General features: G+C 42.1%; 17 protein-coding genes. 15 read left to right on the top strand and 2 right to left on the bottom strand.

Features of this window, described 5'->3' with window-relative positions; genetic code table 11:
• Nucleotides 1–17 precede the first annotated feature (17 nt).
• Nucleotides 18–287 carry a hypothetical protein gene (locus tag HC175_RS08310; protein WP_168138025.1) on the top strand — a complete coding sequence of 90 codons (270 nt, stop codon included), beginning with the start codon at nt 18–20 and terminating at the stop codon, nt 285–287.
• On the opposite strand, the gene thiL is transcribed toward HC175_RS08310, so the two are convergent.
• Nucleotides 284–1336: a thiamine-phosphate kinase gene (gene thiL / locus HC175_RS08305; RefSeq protein ID WP_168138024.1), complete on the bottom strand. Its 1053-nt coding sequence runs from the start codon at nt 1334–1336 to the stop codon at nt 284–286. The genes HC175_RS08310 and thiL overlap by 4 nt on opposite strands.
• Nucleotides 1337–1611: 275 nt before the next feature.
• Between thiL and HC175_RS08300 the strand changes: the two genes are divergently transcribed.
• From HC175_RS08300 to HC175_RS08235, 14 genes are all read left to right on the top strand, one after another.
• Nucleotides 1612–1941 (top strand): HesB/IscA family protein, encoded by a 330-nt coding sequence (locus HC175_RS08300; RefSeq protein WP_168138023.1) that lies wholly within the window; start codon nt 1612–1614, stop codon nt 1939–1941.
• Nucleotides 1942–1981: 40 nt separating this feature from the next.
• Entirely contained in the window at nt 1982–2371 is a 390-nt protein-coding gene (locus tag HC175_RS08295; RefSeq protein WP_168138022.1) for a four helix bundle protein, read from the top strand.
• 37 nt (nt 2372–2408) lie between these two features.
• Nucleotides 2409–3854, top strand: a complete 1446-nt coding sequence (gene sufB, locus HC175_RS08290) for a Fe-S cluster assembly protein SufB (RefSeq protein WP_168138021.1) — start codon at nt 2409–2411, stop codon at nt 3852–3854.
• A gap of 8 nt (nt 3855–3862) precedes the next feature.
• Complete coding sequence (locus HC175_RS08285; protein ID WP_168138020.1) at nt 3863–4273, top strand: hypothetical protein; 411 nt, start codon at nt 3863–3865, stop codon at nt 4271–4273.
• A gap of 29 nt (nt 4274–4302) precedes the next feature.
• Nucleotides 4303–5055, top strand: a complete 753-nt coding sequence (sufC, locus tag HC175_RS08280) for a Fe-S cluster assembly ATPase SufC (RefSeq protein WP_168138019.1) — start codon at nt 4303–4305, stop codon at nt 5053–5055.
• A gap of 58 nt (nt 5056–5113) precedes the next feature.
• Nucleotides 5114–6427, top strand: a complete 1314-nt coding sequence (sufD, locus tag HC175_RS08275) for a Fe-S cluster assembly protein SufD (protein WP_168138018.1) — start codon at nt 5114–5116, stop codon at nt 6425–6427.
• Nucleotides 6428–6447: 20 nt separating this feature from the next.
• Nucleotides 6448–7686, top strand: coding sequence for an aminotransferase class V-fold PLP-dependent enzyme (locus tag HC175_RS08270; RefSeq protein WP_168138276.1), 1239 nt, complete (start codon nt 6448–6450; stop codon nt 7684–7686).
• 84 nt (nt 7687–7770) lie between these two features.
• On the top strand, nt 7771–8100 hold the full coding sequence (locus HC175_RS08265; RefSeq protein ID WP_168138017.1) for an META domain-containing protein: 330 nt from the start codon (nt 7771–7773) through the stop codon (nt 8098–8100).
• A 1-nt stretch (nt 8101) separates the two neighbouring features.
• Nucleotides 8102–8527 carry a SufE family protein gene (locus tag HC175_RS08260; RefSeq protein WP_369074330.1) on the top strand — a complete coding sequence of 142 codons (426 nt, stop codon included), beginning with the start codon at nt 8102–8104 and terminating at the stop codon, nt 8525–8527.
• Between the two features lies 1 nt (nt 8528).
• A complete protein-coding gene (locus HC175_RS08255; RefSeq protein ID WP_168138016.1) occupies nt 8529–8852 on the top strand; it encodes an SUF system Fe-S cluster assembly protein in 324 nt (107 codons plus the stop codon).
• A gap of 23 nt (nt 8853–8875) precedes the next feature.
• Entirely contained in the window at nt 8876–9379 is a 504-nt protein-coding gene (locus tag HC175_RS08250; RefSeq protein ID WP_168138015.1) for a DUF2480 family protein, read from the top strand.
• A gap of 2 nt (nt 9380–9381) precedes the next feature.
• Entirely contained in the window at nt 9382–10266 is an 885-nt protein-coding gene (locus HC175_RS08245; RefSeq protein ID WP_168138014.1) for a DUF3078 domain-containing protein, read from the top strand.
• Between the two features lie 126 nt (nt 10267–10392).
• A complete protein-coding gene (hflX, locus tag HC175_RS08240; RefSeq protein WP_168138013.1) occupies nt 10393–11616 on the top strand; it encodes a GTPase HflX in 1224 nt (407 codons plus the stop codon).
• Nucleotides 11617–11655: 39 nt separating this feature from the next.
• Nucleotides 11656–12381, top strand: coding sequence for a hypothetical protein (locus HC175_RS08235; RefSeq protein ID WP_168138012.1), 726 nt, complete (start codon nt 11656–11658; stop codon nt 12379–12381).
• A gap of 58 nt (nt 12382–12439) precedes the next feature.
• Here the strand turns inward: HC175_RS08235 and HC175_RS08230 are convergent, their stop codons facing one another.
• Nucleotides 12440–13993 carry an NAD(P)/FAD-dependent oxidoreductase gene (locus HC175_RS08230; protein ID WP_168138011.1) on the bottom strand — a complete coding sequence of 518 codons (1554 nt, stop codon included), beginning with the start codon at nt 13991–13993 and terminating at the stop codon, nt 12440–12442.
• Nucleotides 13994–14021: the final 28 nt, after the last annotated feature.

The following is a 14021-nucleotide window of genomic DNA, read 5'->3' as shown; positions in this document are numbered from 1 at the left end:
CTACAAAATCTTCTAAGATGAAAAACAAAAAGCCCCATTTGTTTTCTCCCGGAGCCCTAATTTGTGCGGTCTTCGACCACAGGTTTGAAGTGTCTCAGAACATCACAGATCACATCAAGGAATATCGATGTACACGATGCGGACAAGAAATGACAGATACCGCACAGGGATTTATGGCCAAACTCACTCCTAAATTCAGGGAGACTAATGCCTTTCTCGCAAAATTCCACCAACGCAGGTGTTCAAGAAAAATGTTTCAGCAAAAGGTTTTTTCAGAGGCTTCCTAATCTTCCTTTTTCATTGCATTCCAGCCGCGAGCGATCAAAGGGATCTTTTGATTTGCTCTGGTCACCAGGTGCATTCCTTCGGCCTCCTCGGTCATATGCCCTATCACGGTAAAATTTGGATTAGCCTTGATCTTTTCAAAATCTCCCTGGTCGACTGTAAATAACAGCTCGTAATCCTCACCTCCGCTTAAGGCAATGGTGGTGCTATCAAGCTGGAACTCCTCACAAACAGAAATAACCGAAGGATCTAGCGGGATCTTTTCCTCATAAAGATTGACACCTGTCTTTGAATTCTTACACAGATGAAGCGTTTCCGAAGAAAGACCGTCACTAATATCGATCATGGAGGTAGGCTTTAGATCTAAAGCCTTGAACAGAGGTGGAATATCCTGTCGTGCCTCAGGCTTTAACTGCCTTTCTATTAGATAAGCATAAGGATCAAGATCTGGCTGACTGTTTGGATTCACATTAAATACCTGCTTTTCCCGCTCCAGGATCTGTAAGCCCATATATGCGGCTCCTAAATCTCCTGTCACCACAAGCAGATCATTGGGTTTTGCCCCGCTGCGGTAAACTACATCCTCTTCCTTCACGGCGCCAAGTGCTGTGACACTTATCATCATGCCCGAAGTTGAAGAAGAAGTATCCCCTCCCACAACATCAATCTTATAAAGTTTTGCCGCAAGCTCAATTCCCGCATAAAACTCTTCAAGGGCCTCTACAGGGAATCTATTGGAAACGGCAATTGAAACAGTGATCTGCCTGGGTATCGCATTCATTGCAAAAACATCTGAAAGATTGACCATTACCGCCTTATACCCTAAATGCTTTAATGGCATATAAGAAAGGTCAAAATGCACTCCCTCTACCAGAAGATCTGTGGTCACAACAACCTTTTCATCTTTAAAATCAAGAACTGCTGCATCATCACCTATTCCTTTAAGGGTATGCTCTTTAGTGATCCCAAAGTTGCCTGTGAGGTGATCAATTAATCCAAATTCACCATATTCTGAAAGGTCTGTTCTGCTTTCCCGACTGTTCTCAAACATAATCCTGATTCAATAATTTTTACAAAATTAAGGCTAATAAGTTCAATTCGGGAAAGATCCTCTGAAAATCACATTTTTCGAACTCTATGGATTTCTCAGTTTTTCTTTTAGACCTGATTTTCAATAATATATAACAAGCCTGCAGGAGCTGGAAAAGAATTTTAAGGAATAGCTGAAACCAATGCGGTAATTCTTTTTTCTAATGAGTTTTACCATGGTTAAACCTATTGTTTGTATTATATTTGCACTTAATTTAGAATAAATCTTTATAAGCAATGATAAAGGTAAGTGAAAGCGCTAAACGCAGGATAACCAGCCTCATGCAAGAGGATGGTTTTGACGCCATGCAGGATTTTGTGCGAGTTGGCGTGAAGAGCGGCGGTTGCTCTGGCCTGTCTTACGAATTGAAATTTGATAAGACCCAGGCAGAAACAGATCGTCTGTTCGAAGATAACGATGTAAAGATCGTAGTTGATAAGAAAAGTGTGCTTTACCTGGCCGGTACGATCCTGGAATATTCAGGCGGACTAAATGGTAAAGGTTTTGTTTTTAACAATCCAAACGCGCAGCGTACCTGTGGGTGCGGGGAATCATTTTCGCTCTAAAGGAATTCAGGATTTAAAATTTAGAAATCAAAATTAGTTAATGAGTAGCATTACAAAATTTGAAGATTTAGAGATTTGGAAACTTGCCCGAGAGCTTTGTCAGGAGATCTATCTTCTTAGAGAGAAGACCAATTTAAAAAATGATTATCGGCTTTACGATCAATTGAATGGCTCCTCCGGTTCAATTATGGATAATATAGCAGAAGGTTTTGAGAGGAATGGGAATAAAGAGTTTGCCCAGTTTCTTTCAATTGCAAAAGCATCATGCGGGGAAACACGATCTCAGTTATATCGTGTGCTCGACAGAAACTACATTTCAAAAAAAGAATTTGACCTGCAGTATGAAAAACTGCAAATGCTGAGCAAGCAAATTGGAGGTTTTAGAAATTACCTTCAGAACAGTGATTTAAAGGGGAGCAAGTTCAAATAATTTCGAATCTTGAACCTTAAATTTTGAATTAGACAAGATGGCATATACAGAAGACGATTTAAAGAAAGAGCTTGACAACAAGGAATACAAGTATGGATTCTATACAGACATAGAATCTGACACCTTTCCTGTTGGGCTAAATGAAGAAATAGTACGAGCGATCTCGAAAAAGAAAAATGAGCCGGAATGGATGACCAACTGGCGATTAGAGGCTTACAGGGCGTGGCAGGAAATGAAAGAGCCTAATTGGGCGAATGTTCATTATGAGAAACCAAATTTTCAGAATATATCTTATTACTCTGCCCCCTCAAAAAAGCCAAAATACGACAGTCTTGATGAAGTAGATCCTGAATTGCTGGATACCTTCAAGAGATTGGGAATTTCTCTTGATGAACAAAAGAAATTAGCAGGAGTTGCCGTAGATGTTGTTATGGATTCAGTTTCTGTGACCACAACCTTTAAGAAGACCCTTGCTGAAAAAGGAATAATTTTCTGTTCTATTTCTGAAGCGATCCAGGAACACCCGGAGTTGGTAAAGAAATACCTGGGAACTGTAGTTCCTCAAAAAGACAATTTTTACGCCGCCTTAAATTCTGCCGTCTTTAGTGACGGATCCTTCTGTTACATTCCGAAAGGTGTGAGATGCCCTATGGAGCTGTCTACATATTTCAGGATCAACCAGGCGGGAACAGGGCAGTTTGAAAGGACCCTTGTGGTGGCCGATGAAAGCAGTTATGTAAGCTATTTGGAAGGCTGTACTGCGCCTTCACGAGATGAAAATCAGCTGCACGCAGCTGTGGTTGAACTTGTCGCTTTAGATGGGGCCGAGATCAAATATTCTACAGTGCAAAACTGGTATCCCGGCGATAAGGAAGGAAAAGGAGGAGTTTACAACTTCGTTACAAAACGTGGTATTTGCGAAAAGAATGCGAAAATTAGCTGGACTCAGGTAGAAACAGGATCTGCAGTCACCTGGAAATACCCGAGCTGTATTTTAAAAGGAGATAACTCGGTTGGAGAATTCTATTCAATTGCTGTGACCAATGATTATCAGCAGGCAGATACGGGAACAAAAATGATCCACATTGGGAAGAACACCAAAAGTACGATCATTTCTAAAGGTATATCTGCAGGAAAGAGCCAGAATAGCTACCGCGGCCTGGTTCAGATAAACGCAAATGCCGACAATGCCAGGAACTTCTCTCAATGTGACTCTCTACTTATGGGTAACAAGTGTGGTGCACATACTTTTCCTTATATAGAGACCAAAAATAAAACTGCCAAAGTAGAACACGAAGCTACTACGAGTAAGATTGGAGAAGACCAGATCTTTTATTGTAATCAACGTGGTATTGATACAGAAAAAGCGATCGCTTTGATCGTAAATGGTTTTAGCAAGGAAGTGCTCAACAAGCTGCCAATGGAATTTGCGGTAGAAGCACAAAAATTACTGGAGATCTCTCTGGAAGGATCTGTAGGATAATAAGGATCATGAAAAAACACCTTTTTGGCATACTAGTAGCGCTCATTTTTATTTCATGCGGGGAAGAGAACAATCCGAATGAAGAGGTGGTGAATGCACCCGTGGCAGAAAAGGATAGTATTCCAACCATCACAGGAGAATTCATTTTTCTTTCTGATGCAGCGGTATTAAAAGGAAAGAATTTTATTTATGGAGTGCAGATAGATTCCATTAGTAAAAGACTTGCAGATAGTGTAGCGCCTTTAAAAAGAGACGAATTTCATATGATCCCTGTGACTGTCAAGGGAAAAATAATAAACAATTCTGGCCGTGAAGGCTGGGAGGAGCTGGTGGTTATCAAGGAGATCCTGGAAATATCACCCGATGCGATGGACACAACAGCTCCAAGAGTAACTCAAGATTTAGAAAGACCTAGATAAACCCTGAAATTTCAGGAAATATTCAAATTATGCTTAAAATAAAGAATTTACACGCCAAAGTAGAAGGCCTTAAGATATTAAAAGGCATCAATCTCGAGATCAATGCAGGAGAAGTGCACGCTATCATGGGCCCCAATGGCTCCGGAAAAAGTACACTTTCATCTGTAATTGCCGGGAAAGAAGAATATGAAGTAACTCGGGGAGAAATTGTTTTTGAAGGAGAAGAGCTTACCGAATTTGATGCTGAAGAAAGGGCTCATAAAGGAGTTTTTCTTTCCTTTCAATATCCCGTGGAAATTCCAGGCGTTACTGTTACCAACTTCATGCGTACAGTGATCAACGCCAATAGAAAAGCAAAAGGCCTGGAAGACATGCCGGCAAACGAAATGCTGAAAAAAATAAGAGAGAAATCTGAACTGCTCGAAATTGACCGCAAGTTCCTGTCGCGTTCCCTTAACGAAGGATTTTCGGGTGGTGAAAAGAAAAGGAATGAGATCTTTCAAATGGCAATGTTGGAACCTAAGCTTGCCATCCTGGATGAAACAGATTCAGGTCTTGACATCGATGCGCTGCGTATTGTTGCAAACGGCGTGAATAAACTCAAAAGACCAGATAATGCGACTTTAGTGATCACGCACTACCAGAGACTTCTGGATTACATCATTCCAGACTTTGTACATGTAATGCTCGATGGGAAAATCGTGAAATCTGGCGGAAAAGAACTGGCTTACGAGCTGGAAGAAAAAGGTTACGACTGGATTAAGGAAGAAGTAGGAGCGTAAGCTTCAAGGAGAAATACCTTTGAATTTTCCCCTTTTTGGGGAGTAAGAAAAAAGAACAATGGAATTAAAAGATAAACTATTATCCTCATTTCTGGCATTCGAAGAGAACGTTGATGTCAATACAGATCTTCACGAGATTCGAAGCCGGGCGATCAAAGAGTTTGAGGAACTAGGATTCCCAAACAGGAAACAGGAAGCGTGGAAATACACTTCCCTGAACAAGGTCCTGAAGCACGATTACACTGTTTTCCCTAAAAAAGAGGAAACTATAGAATATCGCGATGTAGAACGCTACTTCATTGATGACATTGACACCTACAAGATCGTGTTCATTGATGGGATCTATGCCTCTCATTTATCGTCTACAACGCATGAGAAGATCGATGCCTGCCTAATGTCTTCGGCTTTGAACAACCCGAAATACAAGGCTGTAATAGATAACTATTTTAACACTGTTGCGCCTAAAGAAAGCCTTACGTCTCTGAATACAGCTTTTTCAAGAGAAGGTGCTTTTATTAATATTCCGAAGAATACCATGGCCGATAAGCCCATACAGGTGATCAATTTCTCAACAGGAAATGAATCTGCCCTGCTGGTGCAACCACGGAATCTAATTGTGGTGGGTGAAAATTCTCATGTTCAGATAATTGAGAGACATCAAAGTCTTACAGATCATCCTGTGCTTACAAATTCGGTAACCGAAATTTATGCCGACAAAAGAGCAATTGTAGATTATTACAAGATACAGAACGATAATCACGAAGCTTCTCTCATAGACAATACGTTCATTGAACAGCACAGGGAGAGCATTTGCTCTGTCCACACCTTTTCATTTGGCGGAAATCTTACCCGGAACAACCTTAATTTTTATCAGAAGGGAGAGCGAATCGACTCTACCCTGAAAGGAATTACTGTTATTGGCGGAAAACAGCACGTTGATCACAATACCCTCGTGCATCATATTGAGCCTAATTGTGAAAGTCACCAGGATTACAAAGGAGTGTTTGCCGAAGCTTCCACCGGAGTTTTTAACGGAAAGATCATTGTAAATAAGGAAGCTCAGAAAACAAATGCTTTCCAGGCTAATAACAATATCCTGCTGGACGATAAAGCGACTATAAATTCAAAACCGCAGCTGGAGATCTTTGCCGATGATGTAAAGTGCAGTCACGGTTGTACTATTGGTCAGCTAGATGATGATGCCTTGTTCTACCTTCGTTCTCGCGGAATTCCGTTAAAAGAAGCGCGCGCTCTGCTCATGTATGCCTTTGCTAACAATGTGCTGGAAAGCGTGAAAATTCCGGAGCTTAAGGCCAGGATCACAAAAATAATAGCATTGAAATTAGGAGTGAACGTGGGTTACAGCCTCTAAACTTCAAAAAAATCCCTTTGATGAAAGTTGCCTCTACAGAAAGATCTTTTGACGTCGAATCTATCCGTAAGGATTTTCCCATCCTTTTGCGGGAGGTAAATGGAAAACCTCTCGTTTATTTCGACAATGCGGCAACTTCTCAAACTCCGCAGCAGGTTATCGACGCTATTGTAGATTACTACTCTCGATATAACGCAAACATACACCGTGGGGTACACACCCTATCTCAGGAAGCTACAGATGCTTATGAGGAGGCACGGAGAAAGGTACAGCAGCATTTTAATGCAGCCAAAGCCCATGAGATCATATTTACCTCGGGCACTACCCACGCTATTAATCTCGTGGCCAGCGGTTTTTCCACACTTCTGAAAGTGGGAGATGAGATCATCGTTTCAGCCTTAGAACATCACTCTAACATTGTACCCTGGCAAATGCTCGCTGAGAAAACAGGTGCAATACTCAAGGTGATCCCTATGAATGAGCAGGGCATGCTGAAGATGGATGAATACCAGCAATTGCTTTCAGAAAAGACAAAACTGGTTTTTGTAAATCATGTATCTAATGCACTGGGAACGGTTAACCCAATAAAAGAAATCATTGACAGCGCTCACAATCGTGGTGCCGCAGTACTGGTAGATGGAGCACAGGCAGCACCTCATATTAAAGCAGACATGCAGGAACTGGATGTAGATTTCTACGCCGTTTCAGCTCATAAGATGTGCGGCCCAACCGGAGTGGGAATGCTTTACGGAAAAGAAGAGTGGTTGAAAAAACTTCCGCCATACCAGGGTGGAGGTGAAATGATCGCCACTGTAACATTTGAGAAAACAACTTACGCAGATCTTCCACATAAGTTCGAGGCCGGCACCCCCGACATTTGCGGTGGAATTGCTTTTGGAGCTGCTTTGGACTATATGAACAGCATAGGTTATGAGAACATTGCCGCTTATGAACATGAACTTCTGGCGTATGCGACCCAGGAACTTTTGAAGATAGAAGATCTGAGGATCTATGGTACTTCCGTAGAAAAAACTGCAGTGATCTCCTTCAATATTGGTAGCATACATCCATATGATATAGGAACTATTATTGATAAACTCGGTATTGCAGTTCGTACCGGCCACCACTGTGCTCAACCTATTATGGATTATTATAAAATACCAGGAACCGTAAGGGCCTCATTTGCATTTTATAATACCAGGGAAGAAATCGATAACTTTGTAGGAGCTGTAAAAAGAGCAAAAAACATGTTATCTTAACCTGAGGTAATGAGGAATATTGTTTTTCTAATAAGCACATTAATTTTGTTTTCCTGCGCAAATACAGTTGAAACCGTTGGAGAGATGACCTTAGACGGAAATTACAGAGTTCTTGAAGTAAAGGGAGAAAAAGAATTACCCCAGGATATTATCTTCAACTTCAATCCCGTAGGAAACCGGGTTTCCGGAAATGCCGGATGCAATCAGTTTTCGGCTTTGTACCACTTAAAAGGTGCGCAACTTGAATTCTCCACACCTATGAATACTAGGAAATTTTGCGAAGGAAGAATGGAGATAGAAAGACAGATCCTTGCTTCGCTTGAAATGGCCAGCAGGATCGAAGAAACAGAAAGTGAAGTGGTCTTATTTGCAAAAAATGATGAACCACTACTCATTTTAACTAAAATTGAATAACGTGAGCAACATAAAAGAAATACAGGACGAGATTGTTGATGAATTTGAAATGTTCGATGACTGGATGCAGCGTTACGAGCACATGATAGAACTGGGAAAATCTCTTCCCCTCATTGAAGAAAAATACAAAACTGAAGACAACCTCATTAAAGGTTGTCAAAGTAAAGTTTGGGTGCATGCAGAACTGCAAGGCGAACGTCTTGTCTTTACTGCAGATAGTGATGCAATCATTACAAAAGGAATCATCGCCATTCTGGTAAGAGCTTATTCAAATCAACACCCCAAAGATATCCTTGAAGCCGATACCGCGTTTATCGACGAAATAGGGCTCAAGGAGCATTTATCTCCAACTCGTGCCAACGGGTTGGTAAGCATGATCAAGCAATTAAAAATGTATGCTGTTGCATATCAAACACAACTGAATTAACATGGAACACGCACAAAATTCGGAAGTACTGGGAGAAAAGATCGTTACTGTACTAAAAACGATCTACGATCCCGAAATTCCGGTAGATATATATGAATTGGGATTGATCTATGACGTCATGGTAAGTGAGGATTATGAGATCAAGATCCTTATGACACTTACGACTCCAAACTGTCCTGTGGCTGAATCCTTACCCATGGAGGTTGAGGAAAAGATAAAATCCATGAATGAAGTTACAGATTGCGAGGTAGAGATCACTTTTGATCCGCCATGGACGCAGGAACTCATGAGTGAAGAAGCCAAGCTGGAGCTTGGGATGTTATAACCTGTTTTAGTTCCTTTCTACAAATGCCAGAAGAGATAATTAACCGCGTTGCGAATAGCAAATTAGTGACCTTCGATCTTGAGGATCTTTATCCCAAGGGAGAGAGGGTGCTTTTTGATATTAAGGACTGGCTGTACGAAGGATTTGTTCTTAGAGAGAAAGAATTCAGAGCAGCCGCAAAAGATCACGATTGGACGCAGTATTCTGGTAAGTATGTAGCCCTTACCTGCTCAACAGAAGCTATAATTCCCGGTTGGGCATATATGTTAATAAGCACCTGTCTCGCGCCTCATGCTAAGAAAGTAGTAGCAGGTGATCTTGAGATGCTGGAAACAGTATTATATACAGAAATACTGAATCAACTTGATGTTTCCCAGTATAAGGATATGCCGGTTATTATTAAAGGCTGCTCGCGCAAACCTGTGCCGCAAAACGCTTATCTACAAATAATAAATAAATTGCAGCCGGTAGCCAGGAGCATCATGTACGGTGAAGCCTGCTCCTCTGTCCCGCTATATAAGAAATAACTATGAAGAATCTTTTACTTGCAGCTTTTGTTCTAATAGGTTTAAATGCAAATGCCCAGGAAGAAGAGACACCACCACAGGGATGGAGCACCGAAGGAAAGTTCCAGTTGCTGTTTAACCAATCGGCTTTCAACAAAGAATGGAGCGGCGGAGGAACTTCCAGTGTAGCCGGAAATTTAATGCTCGACTACAACCTCAATTATAGAAGCGGAAGTTTTACCTGGGATAACAAATTGCTCGCCAACTACGGCCTTACAAAGTTGAAAGGCGATGAATTTACAAGAAAGACCAGTGACCGGTTAGAGCTGAATTCCATTGCTGGAAAACAACTGGAAAATTCTAACTGGTATTATTCCTTTTTCGCCAACTTCAGATCCCAGTTCAGCAAAGGATATGCTTATTCTAAAAATGAAGACGGAATTGAGATCCGAAGGGAAACCACCCACTTTATTTCACCTGCTTACCTGCAGTTTGGTCCCGGGATGATGTGGAAGCGAAACGAGGATCTTTGGATCAATATCGCACCAGCCACGGCAAGATTTATTTTTGTAGATCCTGATTTTACCAGCGTTCCGGGATATAAAGACGGCGCCTATTTTGGAGTGGATCAAGGAGACAGCTCCAGGTTTGAACTGGGCGCTTCAGTAAATGCCTATGCTAAATACGAGCTGCTTACAAATGTGACGTTGGAGAATTCTCTTAGCCTGTATTCAAATTATTTAGAAAATCCGGAGAATGTTGATCTGGACTACCTCATGAACCTTGAAATGGGGGTCAATAAATACATAACTGCCAACTTCATTTTTCAGGCGATCTACGACGATAACACTATTGGCGCCTTCCAGATTCGCGAAGTATTTGGTGCAGGACTCACTTATAATTTCTAGAATTCCTTCAGGAGAAAAGTCTCCCCTTATCCTTTTTAAATTAGCTTATGTTTAAGAGGCCAGGCCGACCCATACCTGTGCTTGTAGCGCATAATTGTGTAACTTTGTTTGTATAGCAAATCCTTTATGTTAGAAAAGAACAATTTAGAATACGAGAAAGTAGTATTAATAGGGATCATCACCCGAGAGCAGAATGAAGAAAAGCTCGAAGAATATCTGGACGAACTGGAATTCCTCACCTATACTGCCGGGGGGGAAGTAGTAAAGCGCTATACTCAGAAGATGGAGCGTCCCGACCCTAAAACATTTATAGGTTCGGGGAAGATGGAGGAGGTAAGACAGTACATCACTGAAAATGAAGTAGGTACTGCAATTTTTGATGATGAGCTCTCCCCTGCCCAGCAAAAGAACATTGAAAGAGTCCTAAACTGTAAGGTTCTGGATCGTACGAATTTGATCCTTGACATTTTCGCACAAAGAGCTACAACAAGTTACGCCCGCACCCAGGTGGAACTAGCCCAGTATCAATACCTGTTGCCTCGTCTTGCAGGTATGTGGACTCACCTTGAGCGCCAGCGTGGAGGTATTGGAATGAGAGGTCCCGGGGAAACTGAGATCGAAACCGACCGTCGTATCGTTCGGGATAAGATTTCCTTACTCAAGAAAAAACTGGAAACCATTGATAAACAGATGGAAGTTCAGCGTGGAAACCGCGGCCAGCTCGTTCGCGTTGCCCTTGTAGGATATACGAACGTGGGGAAATCAACTCTTATGAACGTAATAAGCAAAAGTAAAGTCTTTGCTGAAAATAAATTGTTTGCCACCCTGGATACTACGGTAAGAAAAGTTGTTATTCGAAATTTACCTTTCCTGCTCACAGATACTGTAGGTTTTATTCGAAAACTGCCCACCCAACTGGTAGAATCCTTTAAGTCTACCCTGGATGAAGTTCGGGAAGCAGATCTTTTGCTGCACGTGGTTGATATTTCCCATCCACAGTTTGAAGATCACATAGCCTCGGTGAACCAGATTCTTGCTGAGATCAAGAGTGCCGAAAAACCGACTTTAATGGTATTCAATAAGATCGATGCTTACGAAGCAGAAAAGATAGAAGAAGATGATCTCATGACCGAGAAAACCAGCTCCCATAACACCCTTGCAGAGTGGCAGAATACCTGGATGAACAGGCTGGGGGAGAATGTGCTTTTTATTTCGGCGTTGAATAAGGAAAACCTGGAAGAATTCAGAAAAAAGGTATACGAAGCGGTACGTGAGATCCATATTACCAGATTTCCTTACAATAATTTCCTTTACCCCGAATACGAGGCCTATACAGATGAAGAAGAATGATCTCAGAATTTGCTATTTTAGAGAGGTAATATTTTGACTATGAAAAAACTACTTATTTTATCTGCTCTGCTATTCTTCGGGATCTCCACTGCACAGGATCTGGAAGGTTCCTGGACTTTGATCGAGGTCAACGGAGATGCGGTGACCAATCAGGAGACCGTTCGTATATACCAAGACGGCTATTTCGCCTACGGAAAAAAGAAAACCAGCACTAATGAATTTATTGAGGCCGGAGGCGGTGAATATGAAACCAAAAACGGGTACAGCGAGCGCTATGATTTCAATACTGCCGATAATTCTATGGTGGGCAAACGGCTTACCTATGAGATTAAAGAAGATGATTCCAGCTTTACCCTCACCACTACTGAAGGAAAGACGCAAACCTGGAAAAGAATTTCATCCAGTAAAAATGATCTTTCAGGAAACTGGGTCATTACAGGAAGGCAGCGCAATGGGGAACTCAACCGCAGTACACCAGGTGATAGAAGAACCATAAAGATCCTGAGCGGCGATAGATTTCAATGGGTTGCTTTTAATTCCAAAACAAAAGAATTTTCGGGTACCGGCGGGGGTACATATACTGCCCAAGACGGTAAGTACACAGAAAATATTGAGTTCTTTTCAAGAGATGATAGTCGTGTTGGGGCCAGCCTTGATTTCGATTATAAAGTTGAGGATGGGGAGTGGCATCACAGTGGCAAGAGTTCTAAAGGAGAACCTATCTATGAGATCTGGTCTCCTTATGCTGAGGCTTATAAAAAGTAGAATTCCTAAAACAAATATCGGGCCTCACAGGTATTCTAAACTTGTGAGGCTTTTTTTTTTAGTTCATGGTATAAACAGCTTTTTCAGCACATTTTTCTCCATCTATAGCTGCAGAAACGATTCCCCCGGCATAACCTGCCCCTTCCCCACAGGGATAAAGGCCCTTGATCTGTACATGCTCGAGTGTTGCAGGATCTCTGGGAATACGCACTGGAGATGAAGTTCTTGACTCTGTAGCGTGAACTACAGCTTCATTGGTAAAATATCCTTTCATGCTCTTTCCAAACTCTTCAAATCCCTTCTGAAGGCTCTTATAAACGAAGGCAGGCAGCACCTCCCCCAGCTCTACAGATGTTACACCGGGTTTGTAGGAAGTTTCGGGTAGAGAGGTGGACGCTTTTCCCCTGCTGAAATCTACAAGTCTTTGTGCCGGGGCAGTCTGGGTTTTCCCACCTGCCATCCAAGCCTTTTGTTCTACCTGTTGCTGAAACATTAGAGCTGCCAAAGGAGAGTCTCCAAAAATGGCGAAATCTGAAGGTTTTATTTCCACGACAATTCCTGAATTTGCCGTCGCCTGATCGCGTTTGCTGGGTGACCAGCCGTTGGTCACGATCTCGCCGGGACTGGTTGCACAAGGAGCAATGATCCCACCGGGGCACATGCAGAAGGAATATACTCCTCTTCCCCCCACTTGTTTTACAATACTATAGGCAGATGGCGGCAAGAATTCCCCTCTATTCGGCGTGTGATACTGGATCTGATCTATTAATGCCTGTGGATGCTCTACTCTTACCCCAAGCGCAAAAGGCTTGGCCTCAATTAATATCCCTTTGTTATGCAGCAGGTGGAAAATATCCCTGGCCGAATGACCAGTGGCTAAAATGACCTTTTTGGCACCTATCTTTCTGCCATCTTTGAGGCTGACTCCCGTTACCTCTCCATCCGTAATAAGCATATCTGATACTCTCGAATCGAAAAGCACCTCTCCCCCGAATTCCCGGATCGTTTTTGTAATATCCTGAATAATTCCGGGTAGCTTATTTGTTCCAATGTGCGGATGAGCTTCCACCAGAATTTGGTCTGTAGCTCCAAAAGCCACAAGAAGTTTTAAAATGCGATTTACGTCTCCTCTTTTTTTGCTTCGGGTGTAGAGTTTTCCATCAGAATAAGTTCCGGCGCCGCCTTCACCAAAACAATAATTCGAATCTTCATTTACTACATGTTCAATATTCAACTTCTTAAGGTCTCTGCGGCGGGCGCGAACGTCCTTTCCTCTCTCAATTACAATAGGTTTCTTGCCAAGCTCAATGCAGCGCAAAGCAGCAAAAAGTCCGGCAGGGCCTGCTCCTACGATGATAATTTCTTCAGCTTTAGAGACATCTTTATAAGAAGGTGGTGTAATTTCCTCTTTTTGAAAATCCTCCTTCAAAAACACCTGTGCCCTGAGATTCACCTTAATATTTCGCTGCCGCGCATCAATACTTCTTTTAAGGATTTCAATGTGATTGATATCATCATAGGGCAAACCGTACTGCCTTGCCAGGAAATGTTTTAGAGCTTCCGCATTGGCAGCAGTTTCCGGGGAGACCTGAAATGAAAATTCTTTATGCATTTATGCTTTTTTGCGTCTGCAAATATAC

It is taken from the genome of Salinimicrobium oceani, assembly GCF_012037645.1.
This window is presented reverse-complemented; position numbering and strand designations above follow the sequence as displayed.

Coding starts and splice junctions, on each gene's coding strand:
- thiL (WP_168138024.1), bottom strand. CDS start 1,336: ATGTTTGAGAACAGTCGGGAAAGCAGAACAGACCTTTCAGAATATGGT.
- HC175_RS08285 (WP_168138020.1), top strand. CDS start 3,863: ATGAAAAAACACCTTTTTGGCATACTAGTAGCGCTCATTTTTATTTCA.
- HC175_RS08265 (WP_168138017.1), top strand. CDS start 7,771: ATGACCTTAGACGGAAATTACAGAGTTCTTGAAGTAAAGGGAGAAAAA.
- hflX (WP_168138013.1), top strand. CDS start 10,393: ATGTTAGAAAAGAACAATTTAGAATACGAGAAAGTAGTATTAATAGGG.
- HC175_RS08300 (WP_168138023.1), top strand. CDS start 1,612: ATGATAAAGGTAAGTGAAAGCGCTAAACGCAGGATAACCAGCCTCATG.
- sufC (WP_168138019.1), top strand. CDS start 4,303: ATGCTTAAAATAAAGAATTTACACGCCAAAGTAGAAGGCCTTAAGATA.
- sufB (WP_168138021.1), top strand. CDS start 2,409: ATGGCATATACAGAAGACGATTTAAAGAAAGAGCTTGACAACAAGGAA.
- HC175_RS08255 (WP_168138016.1), top strand. CDS start 8,529: ATGGAACACGCACAAAATTCGGAAGTACTGGGAGAAAAGATCGTTACT.
- HC175_RS08230 (WP_168138011.1), bottom strand. CDS start 13,993: ATGCATAAAGAATTTTCATTTCAGGTCTCCCCGGAAACTGCTGCCAAT.
- HC175_RS08270 (WP_168138276.1), top strand. CDS start 6,448: ATGAAAGTTGCCTCTACAGAAAGATCTTTTGACGTCGAATCTATCCGT.
- HC175_RS08245 (WP_168138014.1), top strand. CDS start 9,382: ATGAAGAATCTTTTACTTGCAGCTTTTGTTCTAATAGGTTTAAATGCA.
- HC175_RS08295 (WP_168138022.1), top strand. CDS start 1,982: ATGAGTAGCATTACAAAATTTGAAGATTTAGAGATTTGGAAACTTGCC.
- HC175_RS08250 (WP_168138015.1), top strand. CDS start 8,876: ATGCCAGAAGAGATAATTAACCGCGTTGCGAATAGCAAATTAGTGACC.
- HC175_RS08235 (WP_168138012.1), top strand. CDS start 11,656: ATGAAAAAACTACTTATTTTATCTGCTCTGCTATTCTTCGGGATCTCC.
- HC175_RS08310 (WP_168138025.1), top strand. CDS start 18: ATGAAAAACAAAAAGCCCCATTTGTTTTCTCCCGGAGCCCTAATTTGT.
- sufD (WP_168138018.1), top strand. CDS start 5,114: ATGGAATTAAAAGATAAACTATTATCCTCATTTCTGGCATTCGAAGAG.